At 63.6% G+C, this 16,490-nt stretch carries 19 protein-coding genes, 2 tRNA genes and 1 pseudogene; 13 read left to right on the forward strand and 9 right to left on the reverse strand.

Going from position 1 to position 16,490, the window contains the following annotated elements; all coding sequences use genetic code 11:
* The first annotated feature begins 193 nt into the window (after nt 1-193).
* From ACZ9C1_RS02150 to ACZ9C1_RS02180, 7 genes are all read left to right on the forward strand, one after another.
* Complete coding sequence (locus ACZ9C1_RS02150; RefSeq protein WP_173862437.1) at nt 194-355, forward strand: hypothetical protein; 162 nt, start codon at nt 194-196, stop codon at nt 353-355.
* 153 nt (nt 356-508) lie between these two features.
* Nucleotides 509-1,699, forward strand: coding sequence for a cupin domain-containing protein (locus ACZ9C1_RS02155; protein ID WP_277503399.1), 1,191 nt, complete (start codon nt 509-511; stop codon nt 1,697-1,699).
* Between the two features lie 22 nt (nt 1,700-1,721).
* A complete protein-coding gene (locus ACZ9C1_RS02160) occupies nt 1,722-2,585 on the forward strand; it encodes a DUF3865 domain-containing protein (RefSeq protein WP_277503400.1) in 864 nt (287 codons plus the stop codon).
* Nucleotides 2,582-2,968 (forward strand): GFA family protein, encoded by a 387-nt coding sequence (locus ACZ9C1_RS02165; protein ID WP_102683342.1) that lies wholly within the window; start codon nt 2,582-2,584, stop codon nt 2,966-2,968. Before ACZ9C1_RS02160 ends, ACZ9C1_RS02165 begins: the two co-directional genes overlap by 4 nt.
* Before the next feature lie 41 nt (nt 2,969-3,009).
* On the forward strand, nt 3,010-3,903 hold the full coding sequence (locus ACZ9C1_RS02170) for an amino acid--tRNA ligase-related protein (protein WP_277503401.1): 894 nt from the start codon (nt 3,010-3,012) through the stop codon (nt 3,901-3,903).
* Between the two features lie 22 nt (nt 3,904-3,925).
* On the forward strand, nt 3,926-4,582 hold the full coding sequence (locus ACZ9C1_RS02175) for a LysE family translocator (protein ID WP_457377875.1): 657 nt from the start codon (nt 3,926-3,928) through the stop codon (nt 4,580-4,582).
* Between the two features lie 28 nt (nt 4,583-4,610).
* On the forward strand, nt 4,611-5,672 hold the full coding sequence (locus ACZ9C1_RS02180; protein ID WP_457377874.1) for an extracellular solute-binding protein: 1,062 nt from the start codon (nt 4,611-4,613) through the stop codon (nt 5,670-5,672).
* 48 nt (nt 5,673-5,720) lie between these two features.
* Here ACZ9C1_RS02180 and ACZ9C1_RS02185 read toward each other — a convergent pair whose 3' ends face one another.
* From ACZ9C1_RS02185 to ACZ9C1_RS02195, 3 genes and pseudogenes are all read right to left on the reverse strand, one after another.
* Complete coding sequence (locus ACZ9C1_RS02185) at nt 5,721-5,861, reverse strand: hypothetical protein (RefSeq protein WP_457377974.1); 141 nt, start codon at nt 5,859-5,861, stop codon at nt 5,721-5,723.
* Between the two features lie 149 nt (nt 5,862-6,010).
* Nucleotides 6,011-6,178: pseudogene (locus ACZ9C1_RS02190) on the reverse strand (zeta toxin family protein); the annotation flags it as partial.
* 93 nt (nt 6,179-6,271) lie between these two features.
* Nucleotides 6,272-6,736 (reverse strand): nuclear transport factor 2 family protein, encoded by a 465-nt coding sequence (locus tag ACZ9C1_RS02195; protein ID WP_046856235.1) that lies wholly within the window; start codon nt 6,734-6,736, stop codon nt 6,272-6,274.
* A gap of 166 nt (nt 6,737-6,902) precedes the next feature.
* Between ACZ9C1_RS02195 and ACZ9C1_RS02200 the strand changes: the two genes are divergently transcribed.
* Complete coding sequence (locus ACZ9C1_RS02200) at nt 6,903-7,094, forward strand: hypothetical protein (RefSeq protein ID WP_023631521.1); 192 nt, start codon at nt 6,903-6,905, stop codon at nt 7,092-7,094.
* A 1-nt stretch (nt 7,095) separates the two neighbouring features.
* Here the strand turns inward: ACZ9C1_RS02200 and ACZ9C1_RS02205 are convergent, their stop codons facing one another.
* The 3 genes from ACZ9C1_RS02205 to nhaR form a co-directional block, all read right to left on the reverse strand.
* Nucleotides 7,096-7,734 carry a YceH family protein gene (locus ACZ9C1_RS02205; protein WP_476253491.1) on the reverse strand — a complete coding sequence of 213 codons (639 nt, stop codon included), beginning with the start codon at nt 7,732-7,734 and terminating at the stop codon, nt 7,096-7,098.
* A gap of 124 nt (nt 7,735-7,858) precedes the next feature.
* Nucleotides 7,859-9,070, reverse strand: coding sequence for a serine/threonine transporter SstT (sstT, locus tag ACZ9C1_RS02210; RefSeq protein WP_476253492.1), 1,212 nt, complete (start codon nt 9,068-9,070; stop codon nt 7,859-7,861).
* Between the two features lie 72 nt (nt 9,071-9,142).
* Nucleotides 9,143-10,036 (reverse strand): transcriptional activator NhaR, encoded by an 894-nt coding sequence (gene nhaR, locus ACZ9C1_RS02215; RefSeq protein WP_110698522.1) that lies wholly within the window; start codon nt 10,034-10,036, stop codon nt 9,143-9,145.
* Nucleotides 10,037-10,167: 131 nt separating this feature from the next.
* On the opposite strand from nhaR, the gene ACZ9C1_RS02220 reads away from it, so the two are divergent.
* Both ACZ9C1_RS02220 and ACZ9C1_RS02225 read left to right on the forward strand, forming a co-directional pair.
* Nucleotides 10,168-10,407, forward strand: coding sequence for a hypothetical protein (locus ACZ9C1_RS02220; RefSeq protein ID WP_102683333.1), 240 nt, complete (start codon nt 10,168-10,170; stop codon nt 10,405-10,407).
* A 15-nt stretch (nt 10,408-10,422) separates the two neighbouring features.
* Nucleotides 10,423-11,175 (forward strand): TerC family protein, encoded by a 753-nt coding sequence (locus ACZ9C1_RS02225; RefSeq protein WP_277503405.1) that lies wholly within the window; start codon nt 10,423-10,425, stop codon nt 11,173-11,175.
* Nucleotides 11,176-11,271: 96 nt separating this feature from the next.
* Here the strand turns inward: ACZ9C1_RS02225 and ACZ9C1_RS02230 are convergent, their stop codons facing one another.
* Complete coding sequence (locus ACZ9C1_RS02230) at nt 11,272-11,451, reverse strand: hypothetical protein (protein WP_277503406.1); 180 nt, start codon at nt 11,449-11,451, stop codon at nt 11,272-11,274.
* Nucleotides 11,452-11,655: 204 nt separating this feature from the next.
* On the opposite strand from ACZ9C1_RS02230, the gene ACZ9C1_RS02235 reads away from it, so the two are divergent.
* Entirely contained in the window at nt 11,656-12,348 is a 693-nt protein-coding gene (locus ACZ9C1_RS02235; RefSeq protein WP_476253493.1) for a peptidase C39 family protein, read from the forward strand.
* A gap of 78 nt (nt 12,349-12,426) precedes the next feature.
* On the opposite strand, the gene ACZ9C1_RS02240 is transcribed toward ACZ9C1_RS02235, so the two are convergent.
* The gene (locus tag ACZ9C1_RS02240; protein WP_102719452.1) at nt 12,427-13,710 is read right to left on the reverse strand and encodes an NAD(P)/FAD-dependent oxidoreductase; all 1,284 of its coding nucleotides are present in this window, start codon (nt 13,708-13,710) and stop codon (nt 12,427-12,429) included.
* A gap of 202 nt (nt 13,711-13,912) precedes the next feature.
* On the opposite strand from ACZ9C1_RS02240, the gene ACZ9C1_RS02245 reads away from it, so the two are divergent.
* Nucleotides 13,913-13,989, forward strand: a tRNA-Val gene (locus ACZ9C1_RS02245).
* A 202-nt stretch (nt 13,990-14,191) separates the two neighbouring features.
* A tRNA-Val gene (locus ACZ9C1_RS02250) sits at nt 14,192-14,268 on the forward strand.
* Between the two features lie 92 nt (nt 14,269-14,360).
* On the opposite strand, the gene ACZ9C1_RS02255 is transcribed toward ACZ9C1_RS02250, so the two are convergent.
* Entirely contained in the window at nt 14,361-16,382 is a 2,022-nt protein-coding gene (locus tag ACZ9C1_RS02255) for a hypothetical protein (RefSeq protein ID WP_277503408.1), read from the reverse strand.
* Nucleotides 16,383-16,490: the final 108 nt, after the last annotated feature.

Here is a 16,490-nt window from a genome sequence, read left to right on the forward strand (position 1 = left end):
TTTCTCCGACGCCGCCGAACCCCACTTCGACAGCGTGTTTGAAACAACTGTCTGTACCAGCAAGTACAAAAACAAATGGCCTGAGCAAGTTGGCGTGGTGGAACTGGATGCAACTTCCAAGTTTTGCCGGGGCCAGTGTTGTACCTGTGCGTGCGGGCAACCTTAGTTTGCCAATCATCAAGAAGGAACATGCATGATGACTTTCGAAATGGACATGATGAAAGCTGGTGTACGCCCTGATGCCCTGAAAGCCGGTGTTCGTCCGGATGCGCTCAAGGCCGGGGAGCGGCCGGATGCCATGAAGGCTGGTGTTCGGCCAGACGCGATGAAGGCAGGCGTGCGTCCTGACGCCTGATTGCTGCCAGAGCCGGCCACCGGGAACCGCCGGTGACCGGCTTATGCAACCGTAACGTTGTTATTCATTGGCGCAAGGGAATGTCTGTCTATGTTTGACGTAAAGTTGTGGGATGGTTTTGACCAGAAGACCGCAAACGGGCGGGCGCCTTGCTTGTTTGAATCGGTCCTGCCATTGAGTGAAGGCTTTGCCGGGCCGCAAAAAGTAGAGCAAGCGTTTTATGCCCTGGCCGAGCAGACTTTGCGCGAAAGTACCGACTGCCGTATTCGGGTCTATGATGGCGAAGCACGCCGGGATGAACTTATCGACCAGGCCCATGAGCAGCCTCGCCTCGACAACGAGTCGCTGGTCGCCTTCATGCAGCGCCTCACCGGCAAGCAACGCTTCAGCCTGGTGATCAACAACCTTGAACAAATCAGCCCGCAACTGGCGGCAGACTTCGGTCGCTTCATCCGCTCGTTCTTCGAGTTCCGCGGCATGCCGATTGGCGGCGTGGAACAGGCCGCATTCTGTGGCAACTATGCCGGCACGGCCTTCGGTATCCATGAAGGCTTCGAGCATGCCTTCCTTTGCCACCTCGGCCCCGGGGTGAAGGACTTCTATTGCTGGACCCGTGAAGAATACCTGGCCCTCGCCGGAGGGCGTGCACCGACCTTTGCCGATGCCGGCGCCTACGAGGCGTTGCTCAAGACCGGCAAGCTGTTCGTGCTCAAGCCTGGTGACGTGTTGTATCTGCCTGCCTCGGTCTATCACATTGGCCGGCAGGACCAGTATTCCGTGTCGGTGGCGCTGCCGTTCTATACCTATCCGCTGACCCGGTTTCTCGCTCGCCGGGTGATCCCCGACCTCAGTGAGCAAAGCCTGCCGTTCGATCAGGAAGGCATTTCGGCACTGCTGCCATTCGGCAGTCGCAACCCGCTGCTGTTACCGCTCGGGCAACTGCTCGACGATACATTGCGGCGCTGGAGCGACGGTGCGCTGCCGGAGTACCTCGGCTATCACTGGCATCGCCTGGTCAGCAATGGTGGTTGGGAGCTGCCGCGGGCCATCTCGGCCCAGGTGCGCGAGGAACGCCCTTTGCACGAGCCGCTGGCGCTTACGATAGGGCAGCATATTCGGTTGCGCGAACCGTTCCGCATCAGTCAGCAGGCGGCGTTAGGTTGTGCTGTTGGACAGCGGCGGGTCTTCGCTGCCGCGCGCAGCGTGGTGCTGGACGACCCTGACGGCAGCCATGGGGCATGGCTGGAGCAACTGAACAACCATGATGCCCTGCAGGTGCTTACCGAGCAGCAGTGTGTGGTCGGCCAGGTGCTCTCGCGCACCGGCTGCCTGGAAGCGTTCTGAACATGAACAAGGAGCGTTGAGCATGTACCGAGACTTTCCCAGCCTGGTGGATGATGACCTCGACCAGGCAAGCGCTACCCGCCAGGTGTTCGAGCAAGCGATTGGCCAAGGCCACGCAGTCATCACCGGGCAAAGCCTTATCAGCGAACATTTCGACCCATTGATTGCCCGTGTCTACCAGCAGATCTGGCAGCGGGTCGGCCCGTTGCAACTGAGTGCGGACGAGGCGCGCCTGTACATCGGCGAACTGTCGGTGTTCGCCCGCTACAATTCGACCTTGCTGTTGCGGGCGGCCGACACAGTGCGCGGCTTCTGTCCGGAGCTGGCCCAGGAACTGACACGCAACTACCTGGAGGAGGGCGGCGAGCGCGGCAAGCTGCCGGCACACTATGTGGTGTTCAGTGGTGCGTTGATCGCCGACCTTGGTCTGCGTGTCAACGGCTGGATGCCCAGGGCGGCCTCCACCCGTAGCCTGGTTTCGTTGATCGACGTGCTGGCGTGGTCGCACTGCCCCTCGACCATCCTTGGCATGTACTACGCCACCGAGGCGGTGGCTATCGCCGAGACCCGCCTGCTGCAGGCCATCACCGACCGGCTCGGGTTAGTGCTGGGGCGTGGCTGCGGCGCCGATCTCCCCCGGTTGCACGATTATTACCGCATGCACCTGGATGAAGAGCATGCCGCAGCCAACGGCAAGGTGGCGGTGGAGCAGGGGCATCAGGACGGCATTGCCCATTTCATTCGCCAGGCTCCGCTGTTCGGCTTCCTTCAGCCGCAGGTGATCGACGGCTTCCTGCAGATGCTCAACCCCTTCGTCGACCAGTGGGTGGAACTCAGTGCCATGGTCGACGCGGCACGCGATGGCAAGGAGCCGGTAGCCCGATGAAAACCACCGTCTACAAAGGCGGCTGCCTGTGCGGCCGCATCCGCTTCATCGCCACTGGCGTGCCGCGTTTTCCGCATACCTGTTCGTGCAGCATGTGCCAACGCCACTCGGGCAGCTTGACGCTGTGCTGGGTGGAGTACGACAAGGACGCCGTGGAGTGGGTGGGAGAGGGTGGCATGCCGGCCCTGTACCGCTCTTCGGAGCACTCGAGCCGGGCGTTCTGCCCCACGTGCGGTAGCAGCATCGGCGCCATCGACGACGCGCCCACCGTGGGCCTGTTGCTGGGCTGCTTTGACGCCAAGGGCGACAAGGCGCTGCGTCCGACCTCCCACTCGTTCACATCGTCCCGTCCACGCTGGTGGAAGATCGACCCCCAACCCTGAGCTGACTGCGGGCCGTGTGCGGCCCGCCACAAGGAGTGTGCATGTCCCCCGACACCCATCCGGTGCTCTACAAGGCGCTGATGCTGCGGCGTATCCGCCAGATGCTCGACAGCGCAGGCTACCTCGAGATCATGACCCCCATCCTGCGGCGTTATCCCGGTGATGCCGACCGTCCTCGCCTGCAGTTGAGCGATGGTCGCTGGCTGCGGGAATCCTCGGCCTTTGCCTTGCGTTGCAACCTGCAATACGCGCCGGCGGTCTACGAACTGGCGGCGTGCTTCCGGCCGGATGCGCTGGATGCCACCCACCTGCCCGAATTCACCATGCTCGATCTCTATCGCCAGGATGCCAGCCTTGGTGAAATGTTGGACCTGGCTTGTCGGCTGGTGCAAGCCTTCTATCCGGGGCCGATCCAGGTGCTGTCGTTCGCCAGCCACTTGCGTGATGACCTGGGCATCGACTTGTTCGCCGATCCGGCGGCCGGGGATGCGCTGGTGCGAACGTTCCGCCAGCTGTATGACGAGCCGGATATCTCGCCGCTGTGGTTGATCGACCGCTACATCACCGAGCAGATCGAGCCTTTGTCGCGTGGCTGCTGCATGGTGGTGACCGACTTCCCGCTGCTGCCGGAGGTACGTGCCAGGCGGCGTGACGGCGCTGGCGCGATCGTCGAGCGTTTCGAGATACTCATCGATTGCGTGGAAGTGGTCCACGGCTATACCGACGAGGACGACCCGGACCGCTTCGAGTCCCAAGCCCGTCACCTGGCCAGTTTCGGCCCTGAGGACGCGATCATGTGCGCCTTGATGCGCGACGGCAGCGTACCGCCACGCAGCGCCGGTTTCGGCATCGGGATCGAGCGCTTGTGTCGCATGGGGTTGGGGCTGGACAGCGTCGAGCCGCTGCGCACCTCACTACCTTTCACCGCACCCTAGGCCAGTTCAGCGAGGACTTGCGATGCCGACGCTCGAACAACTGTTACCCATGGCGCTGCTTGCCGCGCTGATCCTGGTGGTGCCGGGGCCTACCAATACCTTGCTGTTCTCGGCTGGCCTGCAGGTTGGCCTGCGCCGCGCCTTGCCCCTGGTCGGCGCGGAGGCGGCAGGCTATGGCCTGTCGATACTGGCCTGGGGCAGCGTCCTGCTGGTGGTTGCGGCTGATCGGCCCTGGCTGCTGAGTGGCATGAAATGGCTGTGCGCGCTGTACCTGCTGTGGCTGGCGATCAAGCTATGGCGTTGTGGCGCGGCACGCCTGGTGGCGGAGCGACGCAGCGCGGGGCGTTTCGAGGTGTTCCTGGCGACCTTGCTCAACCCCAAGGCCTTTCTGTTCGCCAGTAGCGTCTTTCCGCTGTCGGCGTTCCATTCGGTGCAGCAGTTTGCCTGGTTCATGGGGGTGTTCCTGCTGGTGCTGGTCCCGATCGGCAGCCTGTGGACCTGCCTCGGCCACCTGCTGACCTTGCGCAGCGCCTGGTCTATGCATGCTGGCACTTTCCTGCGCACAGCCTCGGTGATGCTGATGCTGTTTTCTGCCTCGATCGCCTACTCCACGCTGGACGGGACGGACGAGCGCGCCGAGCAGGTGGCGCTGGGCCGTATCCTGCTGCCCATGGCCTGACCCATGAACCCCGCTAAGGAAGCGCACCATGCTCAACACACTGTGCACTGGCCTGCTGGCTGGTGTGTGCAACCTGCTGCTGACCGGACTGGCCAGTGCTGCCGGTAGCCTGACGCTGTACAACTGGGAGAGTTACACCAGCCCTGAGTTGCTGGCCAGGTTCGAGCAGACCCACGGCATCAAGGTGCGGCTGATCGAGTACCGCACCAGTGAAGCGGCGCTGGCCGAGTTGCGCGAGGGCAAGATAGAGGCGGACCTGGCGGTGGTCGCCAGCAACTTTCTGCCCGCCTGGCGCGAGGCGCGCCTGCTGCGGCCAAGCGAGGCGGCTAGCCTGGCCAACTTCCGGCATGTCCAGGCCGCCTGGGCCGATCCGCCATTCGACCCACGGCGCGAGCATTCGCTGCCATGGGCCTGGGGTGTGGTGGGTGTGACGGTGCATGCCGACCGCTACAGCGGTGACATCGATACCTGGTCGGTGGTCCTGGACCCACCGACGGCCTTGGTCGGCACCATCAATATCGGCGCCGACCTCAACGAAGTGATCTACGCCGCGGTGCGCCTGCATGGCGGGCGCATGTGCGAGGCCGATCCCGTGCTGATGGCCAAGGTGCGGACGACCTTGCTCAAGGCGAGGCCGGCCTGGAAGGCGCTGGACTACGGCAGCGTGGCAATGATGGCCAGCGGGCATTTCCAGGCAAGCATCGACTGGAACGGCGCGGCCCTGCGCCAGCGCCTGGCCAATGCCCACATTCATTTTGGCCTGCCGCGCGAGGGGACACAGGTGTTCAGCGACAGCCTGGTACTGCTGGCGCAGGCGCGCAATGTGGAGAATGCGCGGTTGTTCATGGACTTTGTGCTCGAGCCGCGCAATGCCGCGCTCAATTCGACGTTTCACGGCTATGCCACAGGCATCGAAGGCGCCGATGCTTTTCTGCCCGAGCACCTGAAGACAGCGCCCGAACTGAATATCCCTCAGGCGGTGCTGGACAACGCTGAGTTCACCTTGGCCTGCCCGCCTGCGGTACAGGCGCGCTACGCCAGCCTGTGGGAAGAGTTGCAGCGCTGGCCGGCAAGCGCTGCGCTGCGGTGAGATCAGCGTACTGCTCGACGAAACAATCCGCCTTGCCCGCCAACATCACTATACGTCCGCCGGTTGCTCCACTTCATCCACGTAGGCCTCGAAGAACCAGTCGGGTATATCTTCATTGCGGTACTCCAGTTGCACGCCATCGGTGATTTCCGCCAGCCACACCGCGCTCTGCCCGGAGTTGTCGAACACATAGGCACGATGGCTGGCGGCATGGCCTCCGGGAGCAGGTCGAGGGAGCGCTCGTAACGGCTGCGCACCAGATCGTCCCTGACGGGATGGCCGCCAGCCCGCACGCGAATGGCGACCCGCTCGATATTGATCCGCGGGTTTTCGGTCGAGACGAAATAGAGGTAGGTGCGATAGCCCTGGGCTTGTGCCATGCGCATGAATTCGATCTTGCTTGGGTGCGACATGACGCTTTCGAAGGTGAAACTCTGCTTCGCTTCCAGCAGACGCTGGCGGATGAAGTCGGCGATCACCGAGGCGAAGTACGAGTCCACTGGCACTGCACGGGGCTCACTGTTTCCCCAGACCGCGTAGTCCGTTTCCCAAACCTGAAACGGGGCCGTGGAGCGGCCCCGCTGCTCCGGTGTCGGTCTTCAGAAACCGAAGTCGCTCAGGCCCGGGTGATCGTCCGGACGGCGCCCCAGTGGCCAGCGGAACTTGCGCTCGGCTTCGCTGATGGGTTGTTCGTTGATGCTGGCGTGGCGATTGCGCATCAGGCCGTCCTCGGCGAACTCCCAGTTCTCGTTGCCGTAGGCGCGGTACCACTGGCCGCTGTCGTCGCGGTACTCATAGGCGTAGCGCACGGCAATGCGGTTGTCGGTGAAGGCCCAGAGCTCCTTGATCAGGCGGTATTCAAGCTCGCGGTTCCACTTGCGGGTGAGGAAGGCCTGGGCCTCTTCGCGGCTGCTGCAGAATTCGGCGCGATTGCGCCAGTGGGTGTCGGTGGTGTAGGCCAGGGCCACCTTGGCGGCGTCGCGGCTGTTCCAGCCGTCTTCGGCAAGGCGGACTTTCTCGATGGCGGTTTCACGGGTGAACGGGGGCAGTGGTGGGCGGGACATCGTGGTCAATCCTCAAGGTCGGTGGGCTTGGTTTGCAGAACCGAGAGTAGTCCGGTCGGCTGGCGGGGAGAATCGGTGCCCTGGGCACTTCATAATTGCTCTTGGAGGAACAATCCCGCCTGGCACGCCTGTCTATAGTTACCCCAGACATTCGCTGGAGCCCGCCATGACCCTGATCAGCCGCGAACCCTGGTGGCTCGTCCCGCCCAAGCCCGGGCAGACCGAGCAGGACCTGCACTGGGGCTACCTGGAAATCTACGCCGACGGCCGTACTGTGTTCGTCGACCAGCGACCCAGTGAGCGGGAGCTGGCCGAACGCAAGAGTTGCCGTAACTTCCCCGACGCCGAAAAGCCCTGAGTCAGCCTTCGAGCTGGGCCAGGCGTGCCTCCAGCGCCGCCACCCGTGCTTCCAGCGCCTCGATGCGCTCGTCCGCCGCGCTGGCGCGCGTGCCGCCTTCCTGCTGGCGGGCAGCGAGAATCGCCTCGATCTCGGCCGGGTCGCCCAGGGCGTGGGTGTAGCGGTCTTCGCGCTGGCCGGCCTGGCGCGGCAGGTGCAACGCCAGGCCACGCGAGATCAGGCGCTCGAGCTGGTGCTGGACCTGATCGACATCCTCGAACTCATGCAGGCGGTTGCTGCGCGTCAGCAGTTCGCTGAGGGTCTGCGGGCCGCGCAGGAACATCAAGCCCATCAGCACCAGCTGCGCCGGTACCAGCTCCAGGCCCTTGTCCACTCGCTGTTCCCAACGGTCGGCGCGGCTGCCCATCTGCAGGCGGGCCATTTCCTGGTTCTCCAGGGCACGCAGGGCCTGACCGACCTGGCCGGGGGAAAGGTTCATCACCGGTTCACGGCTGGTCTTCTGGTTGCAGGCCAGGACCAGGGCATTGAGGGTCAGGGGGTAGGTTTCCGGGCTGGTGGCCTGTTTCTCGATCAGTGAGCCGAGCACGCGGATCTCGATGCTGTTGAAACGGCCTTCGCGGGTGGTTTCGTGTTCTGACATGGCCCTGTCTCATTGCGAGGAAAAGGCCACTAGCCTAGGTAAAGCGCCGGGCTTAAGCAATCACCGCTGGCGTCGCCGGCCGTGCCAGCTCCCCTGTGGCATGGGAGCTGGCACGGCTGGGGCTTCAGGTGCTGGGCCGCTCCATGGCCTGGCAGGCCGCGGCGGTGAACAGCACGTCGGTCGAGGAGTTCAGCGCGGTCTCGGCCGAATCCTGCAGCACGCCGATGATGAAGCCGACCGCCACTACCTGCATGGCAATCTCGCTGGGGATACCGAACAGGCTGCAGGCCAGCGGGATCAGCAGCAGCGAGCCACCGGCCACGCCCGAGGCGCCGCAGGCGCAGACCGCGGCCACCACACTGAGCAGCACCGCGGTCGGCAGGTCGACCGGGATGCCCAGAGTGTGCACGGCGGCCAGGGTGAGCACGGTGATGGTGGTTGCCGCACCGGCCATGTTGATGGTCGCGCCCAGCGGGATCGACACCGAATAGGTGTCCTCGTGCAGGCCGAGTTTCTCCGACAGTGCCAGGTTGACCGGGATGTTGGCTGCCGAGCTGCGGGTGAAGAACGCGGTGATGCCGCTCTCGCGCAGGCACAGCAGGGTCAGCGGGTAGGGGTTGCGGCGGATCTTCCAGAATACGATCAGCGGGTTCATCACCAGCGCCACGAACAGCATGCAGCCGATCAGCACGGCCAGCAGGTGCAGGTAGCCAAGTAGTGCATCCAGCCCTGACTGCGCCAGGGTGGCGCTGACCAGGCCGAAGATGCCCAGCGGGGCGAAGCGGATCACCACGCGCACGATCAGGGTCACGCCGTTGGACAGGTCCTCGACCACGGTGCGGGTGGTGTCACCGGCATGGCGCAGGGCCACGCCCAGGCCGATGGCCCAGGTCAGCACGCCGATGAAGTTGGCATTGAGCAGTGCGTTTATCGGGTTGTCGACGGCGCTGAGCAACAGGTTCTGCAGCACCTCGGTGATGCCGCCGGGCGCGCTCAGCGTGGCCTCGCCGGTGCTCAGCACCAGGTTCGACGGGAACAGCATGCTGGCCACCACGGCCACTACTGCAGCGGCGAAGGTGCCCAGCAGGTACAGCCAGAGGATCGGGCGGATATGGGTTTCCTGGCCATGGCGATGGTTGGCGATCGAGGCCATCACCAGGATGAACACCAGGATCGGCGCCACGGCCTTCAGGGCGCTGACGAAGACCTTGCCGAGGAACCCCAGGTCGCGGGCCACGGCGGGGGCGAGCAGGGCCAGGGCAATGCCGGCCACCAGGCCGATGCAGATCTGCGTCACCAGGCCGGTGCGGTTGATGAGGCGGAGGATGGGGGTCATGTGCAGCGCAATCCAGTTACGTGAAAGCGCGCGACTTTACCACAGACCGCGCTGGCTCCTGTAGGCGCGGGCCTACCAGTGAAACAACTCCCGCCGCGCGCCTTCGGTGATCGCCAGGATCCCCGGGTGCTTGACCTTGCGCTCCACCGATATGGCGTAGAACGACTCGTTCACCGCCTCGGTCTGGCCGATCAGGCGCACGCCGTACTGGCGGCAGACCTCCTCGGCGATCACGCTGGGGGCCACGAAGATGCCGCTGCCCGATTGACCGAAGGCCTGCATCAGCGCGCTGTCGTCGAATTCGCCGACGATCCGCGGCTGTACCTGCTGCTCGGCCAGCCAGCGCAACAGGCGGCTGCGCAGCACGGTTTCCTGGCCTGGGATCAACAGCGGCGCGTCGTCCAGGCAGGCGGGGAAGGGGCGATCAAGGCGCTCGGCCAATGCCTGAGTGGCAAAAAAGCTCAGGCCGCACTCACCGAGCTTCTGGCTGTAGCCCTTGATGCCCAGGTGGCTGGGCATGGGGCTGTCGGAAATCACCAGGTCCAGACGCTGGATCGCCAGGTCCGCGAGCAGGCGTTCGAGCTTGTCCTCGCGGCAATTGATGCGCAATACCTCCTCCAGCTCCATGGTCGGTGCCAGCAGGCGATAGACGATGGACTTGGGCACCACATCGGCCACCCCCACGCGAAACAGGATCTGCTCCTGCGGCCCGGCGCGCAGCATGGCCTCCAGCTCGCCGCCGATCTGGAACATCTGCTCGGCGTAGGCCAGGGCCTGGCGCCCGGTCTCGGTCAGCTCCAGCTGGCGCCCGACGCGCTGGAACAGCTCCAGATTCCAGGTCTGCTCGAACAGGCTGATCTGGCCACTGATGGTCTGCGGCGTCAGGTTGAGCTGTTCGCTGGCGCGGGCGATGCTGCCGGTCTTGGCCACAGCCCAGAAATAGTGGAGCTGGCGATAGTTGAGCATGCCTGCCTCGATTCGGAAAAATCGAAGTATACACGCTGAAAATACGAATTTTCCGGATGTTTCAGTCCCTCTAGAATGCCACCCCATCAGGCGCATGACGCGCCGCCCGGCATTCGACAAGCGAGGACCTCATGCTACAACTCAAATCCATTGGCACACCGCTGGTACTGGCACTGGCCCTGTTTGCCATGTCCGGTTGCGACCAGGCCGAGAAATCCGCCCAGCAGATGCTTGACCAGGCGGCTGAAACGGCCAAGCAGGCCATCGACAAGACCAATGACGCCGCCCAGCAGGCCTTGAGCGACGCGATCGGTGGCGATGGCGAGAAAGCCAAGGCCGAAGACGACAAGAAAGACACCCAGGACATCTGAGAGCAGGACTGACCAATGGAATATTTGCTGGAACTCGCCGCAAGCCCCACCGCCTGGGTAGCCCTCGCCACCCTGGTGGCCATGGAGGTCGTGCTGGGCATCGACAACCTGATCTTCATCTCCATCCTCACCAACAAGCTGCCCGAGGCCTATCGTTCCAAGGCGCGGCGCATCGGTATCAGCATGGCTCTGGTCATGCGCCTGGCGCTGCTCAGCACCGTGGCCTGGATCGTCCAGCTGACCGAGCCTGTGGTCGAGGTGTTCGGCCACACGTTCTCGTGGAAGGACATGATCCTCATTGCCGGTGGCCTGTTCCTGCTGTGGAAGGCGACCAAGGAGATCCATGAAAGTGTCGACCCACATGGCGCCAAGGAAGAGTCCAAGGCCGGCCACGTCGTGACCATCGGCTTCACTGCGGCGATCTTCCAGATCCTGCTGCTGGACATCGTCTTCTCGATCGACAGCATCATCACCGCCGTGGGCATGACCGAGCACCTGCCAATCATGATCATCGCCGTGATCAGTGCCGTGATCGTGATGCTGGTGGCCGCCGACCCGCTGGCCAAGTTCATCAACGACAACCCGACCGTGGTGATGCTGGCCCTGGGCTTCCTGATCATGATCGGCATGACGCTGATAGCCGAAGGCTTCGGTGCCCATGTGCCGAAGGGCTACGTATACGCTGCCATGGCGTTCTCTACCGCGATCGAGATCCTCAACATCATGGCCCGCCGGGCGCGCTTGAAGCGTGAGGCTACCGAGGGCTGATCTGGCGTGAACCATCGCGGGGCCAGCCCGCCGCCACAGGACATGGATCTTGTGGTGGCGGGCTGGCCCCGCGATGCGTTTCAGGAAAACTTCAGCTCAATGGGCCCCGGCATGCCGACGCGCACGGCGCACAGGTTGTGGTTTGACCAGGGCCTCAGGGGGCAGGTGATGTGGGTGTGCATGCCGGCGCACGATGCGCAGTACGCCCCAGAGCATGGCGGCTGCGACGCTCAGCCACATGCCGACCAGCATTAGAATCGCCATTGTCAGGCTCATGCGTGCCTCCTTCTCTCTGGCAAGCCAGGCTCGCCATCCAGACACTGCTTTAGTCTAGCCTGTCGGCTGTGACGTTCCATTGACCGAAGGTCTAGTCCTTGGGCCGTTTCGTTCCAAGCCCGCATCGGGCTATACCCGCAGGCGCCGGCGTCCTATGATCGGCTTCTTGGCCGGGCGCTGCCTGCCTGGCCGCGGAACAAGCGAGTGTCCACGTTGCAAAAGCTCTCCAAGTTTCGGGCCCAGGGCCCACGTCGCCTGCTGGCCGCCTGCCTGGTGGCGGCGACCCTGTCCGGCTGCGCCGGCACGCCACCGGCCGCGCTCAAGGGCCTGCCGCAGCGGGTCGAGATCAGCAGCGTTCCCTTCTACGGCGGCAACGCCAACCACAGTGGCTCGATGGCCCTGGCCGCCGTGCTGTCGCAGCAGGGCGCACCGATCACGCCGGGCCTGCTCGACAAGTCGTTGGGCCTGCCTGCCGCCGCCGATTCGTTGGAAGCCGGCATCCCTCGGGTTGCCCGTGAATACGGCAGGGTCGTCTACCCGCTGGACAAACACCTGGATGCCTTGCTCGCCCAGGTGGCGGCCGGTTACCCGGTGCTGCTGCGTTATCAGGAAGGTTCGGCGTGGTGGAGCGAGCCGCGTTATGCCGTGCTGATTGGCTATGACCGCTACAAGCAGCGGGTATTGCTGCGCTCGGGCATGCACCGGCGCCAGTTGATGGCTTTCGACGATTTCGAGTCGGCATGGGGCAAGGAGGGGCGTTGGGCGGTGCTGGTGCAATCGCCGCGACAGTTGCCGGCCCAGGTGGATCGCCAGCGCTGGCTGCAGGCAGCGGATGAACTGGCCCGTTCGGGGCAGGAGATCGCGGCGAAGCAGGCTGTCATCAGCCTCGGACGGTGAGGCTGAAATGATCGCGGGGCAAGCCCGCTCCCACAAGATGGCCTTGTGGGAGCGGGCTTGCCCCGCGATGGCTTTACATCAGAAGCCCAGGCGATCGCGCAGGCTGTAGTACCAGGCACCGATGGCGCTGAACGGCACACGCAGCATCTGGCCACCCGGGAACGGGTAGTGCGGCAGGCCGGCGAACGCGTCGAAGCGCTCGGCCTGGCCGCGCAGGGCCTCGGCCAAGACCTTGCCGGCCAGGTGGGTATAGGTGACTCCGTGGCCCGAGCAACCCTGCGAGTAGTAGATGTTGTCGCCGATGCGGCCGACCTGCGGCAGGCGCGACAGGGTCAGCAGGAAGTTGCCGGTCCAGGCGTAGTCGATCTTGACGTCCTTGAGCTGCGGGAAGGCCTTGAGCATCTTCGGGCGGATGATCGCCTCGATATTTGCCGGGTCACGCGCACCGTACACCACGCCACCGCCGAAGATCAGGCGCTTGTCGCTGGTCAGGCGGTAGTAATCGAGCAGGTAGTTGCAGTCCTCGACGCAGTAGTCCTGCGGCAGCAGGGTGCGGGCCAGTTCTTCGCCCAGCGGCTCGGTGGTGATCACCTGTGTGCCGCAGGGCATCGACTTGGCAGCCAGCTCCGGTACCAGGTTGCCCAGGTAGGCGTTGCCGGCGACGATGATGAATTTGGCGCGCACCTTGCCCTGCGGGGTATGTACCACCGGGTTGGCGCCACGCTCGATGCGCACGGCCGGGGTTTGCTCATAGATGATGCCACCCAGCGACTCGACCGCGGCGGCTTCGCCCAGGGCCAGGTTCAGCGGGTGGATGTGGCCGCCGCTCATGTCGAGCATGCCGCCTATATAGCTGTCGCAGGCCACCACTTCGCGGATGCGCTTCTGGTCCATCAGCTCCAGCTGGTTGTGGCCGAAGCGTTCCCACAGGCGTTTTTGCGATTCCAGGTGGCCCATCTGCTTGCTGGTCAGCGCGGCGAACACGCCGCCGTCCTTCAGGTCGCACTGGATGTTGTACTTGGCCACGCGCTCACGGATGATGCGCCCGCCCTCGAAGGCCATCTGACCGAGCAGTTGCGCCTGCTTAGGGCCGACGGTGCGCTCGATGACATCGATGTCGCGGCTATAGCTGTTGACGATCTGGCCACCGTTGCGGCCCGAGGCGCCGAAACCGACCTTGGCGGCCTCGACGATGCTCACCTTGAAGCCGTTCTCCAGCAGGAACAGGGCGCTGGACAGGCCGGTGTAGCCGGCACCGATGATGCATACATCGGTTTCCACCTCACCCTGCAGCGCCGGACGTGGCGGCACCGGGTTGGCCGAGGCGGCGTAGTAGGACTGGGGGTAGGGGGTGTTAGCCATGCTCGAGGGACCTCGTGTTTTATATTTTTAACGAATGTACCGATGCTATCAATAATAATAAACACCCGCTAGTCGTCCGGTGAAAATCCTTTACGCCCCCCTGAGCCTCGACCTTTCTATAAATAGTTTAAGATTCAGTAGCTTAGCGTGAAAAAAACAGTTGACAGGGTATCTGGATCGGGTAGAATGCGCCCCACACGACAGGCACATAGCTCAGTTGGTTAGAGCACCACCTTGACATGGTGGGGGTCGTTGGTTCGAGTCCAATTGTGCCTACCAAATCAGAAGAGGGCGATCCGCAAGGATCGCCCTTTTTGCTTTTGGTCGCTTCCAGCGGGCGAGCCGTATGCGAGATCGGCCGGTAAAAGCCTTGCCCGCAGGTCACTGGGGCGGTTCGGATAAATTTCGCAAAGTTTTTGATTTTTTTGAAAAAAACGCTTTACAGGTGCGCAGTCGATCACTAATATGCGCACCACACGACAGGCACATAGCTCAGTTGGTTAGAGCACCACCTTGACATGGTGGGGGTCGTTGGTTCGAGTCCAATTGTGCCTACCAAGTCAGAAAGGGGCGATCCGCAAGGATCGCCCTTTTTGTTTGCGCAAGAAAAGACGCTTGCGGTGTTTTTCCTCGGTCGCCCTGGTACGGCCTTAGCGCTTGCTGCTGTGGCGTCGCACCAGCGTACCGTCATCGCACGTATGTGCCAACGGCAGCAGCCAGTCCAGCATCTGCTGGCGTTCATTGGCCTGCAAAGGGCTGTCTGCCCCCTCGAACTGAGCGCCCAGGGCCCTTAGCGCATATTCGACCACTGTATTGTTGACGACTGTTTTTGATGTCTCGATGTGGTGGTGAATCGATGCCATCAGCGTGTCGTGATCCTCTGTCGGTTCGAGGCTCAGCGACAGGGCAAGATACCTGGGCAGCCCTCGCTTGTGGCCTGCCATCATGGCGACTGCGCGGTACAGGTTGACGACATCTTCCTTGTCGATGTGCCCTGCCGAGCGGCTTGCATAGTAACGCTCGAGTCGGTTGATGGCGTACGGCAGGTCCGCCTGCCAGCGGCCTTGTGCTACCAGTGCTTGTTCGCGTACATCCCCGATCGTCAGCAGATAATCCAGATAGCCTGCGAAGCTCCGAGCTTCCCTGGCGTAGCGCAACCGACGCCAGCGTGAGCCGAATTCGCGCTCCCAGGTCCAGCGCCTGACCTGTGGCAGCAGTTCCTGGTTGAGCCAGTCCAGTGTGTCCTGGCAAGGCCACCAGCCTCTGGCTGACGGTTCGCGTTCGCTGAGGTCGTGGGGCGTCCACAGCAGGTCTAGCCAATCGCTGGAGAATGCCTCGGTCGACGCATGGGTGGTGATCACCGCGTGGTAGCCGCTGTCGTGACGGTCGGTTGCCTGTGCGTGGCAGGGCTTGAGCATGCTCGGGTGGGCGTCGAACATGTGCCAGGGGCTTGTGCCTGCGGCGTAGTCGTGCGCCTCGCAGAAGCGGGCGATGTAGCTCCAGGCACGCTTGCGCAGCGAGCCGATTTTCACCCGGTGCGAGCCACCGTGGGCGATAAACGGAAATCCGCTGGCGGACAGGCTGCGCTCCAGTGCCTGCAAGGTGTCGCGCATCACCACGGTGAGCGCGTCGGCGACATCTGCAAGTGCCTGCACCACGGGTTCTTCGAGTATCAGCCGGCTGCTGGGCAGGTCGATCAGGTAACGGTCCTTGTCGCCTGGCATCAGCCCGACGATGAACGGGCGCGACTGGCTGTCCAGTGGCGCGCCGCTGGCGAACAGAAAGCGCTCGAGCAGCCATTCGTGGCTGACGGTGATCGTCACGCCGCGCAGGTCGTGCTGGTGGAAGTCGAAGGCGGCGGTGGCGCGGGACGCGGTAAGGTCCGGCAGGAACACGCTCAGCGAAAACCAAGGCCCGCGGTAGTACCAGTGACGGCCGTGATGGCCGATGCGGGTGAAGGCATCGGGGCTGCAGGCGCTGTCGGGCGCATGCCTGGCGGCGGCCAGGTGGTCGCTCAGCCTGCCTGGGCGTTCTACGAATGCCCTGGCTTTGCGTGCCACGTAGGGGCGTGGGTCGAAGATGGATTTGGCAACCAGCTCGGTGAACCCCACGCGTTCCATCCACAGGTTGCCAAACGTCTCGATATGCGCGCCAGGGAAGAACTTCGACAGCACGTCGGGATGCTGCTGCAGTCTCTGCGTCAGGTCGTGGGCGGTCCACAGCTGCCCTTCGATACCTGCCGCTTTCAGGCGTTGTTTCTCGCCGATCCAGCGACTGGCCAGCGTGCCGATCTCACGCTGCGCGAGGATCAGGGTGAACGAGCGCGTGAGCGAAGGCCAGGGGCCATTCAGGAAGGCATCGATTGCTCCCGTCAGCTCGGTGCCGGTGAAGTCCTTCCAGGCCTTGCATTCGAAGACGTTCAGCTGGTCGGGGCTCTCCTCGTCCTGGGCGAACAGGTCGATGCCGCCTTGCCGGGTGCCGCTTTTCCCGAGGCGGTGGCAGCCGCCAAGCGGTTGTTCCTTGCTCAGCAGCCACCAGCACAGCTGTTCGAAGGATTCCGCCGGCATCGCGTAATCAAGCACGAAGGTCGTGCGCGGGTAGATGCGCGTGTCGGGGGTGATGCTGGCTTCGGGTTGCAGGTGCGAGGGCCACTCCTGCGGCAGTTCGGGCATGCTTGCGGTGGTGACTGTGGCGTTTGAAGGTTCCAACCTGAGTCCTTGTATCGCTGTCTGTCCATTGTGGTGCGGCAACATCTTCGGCCAGGTCGATTACCGAAGGCA

The sequence above is a fragment of the Pseudomonas sp. TE21435 genome (genome assembly GCF_056279265.1).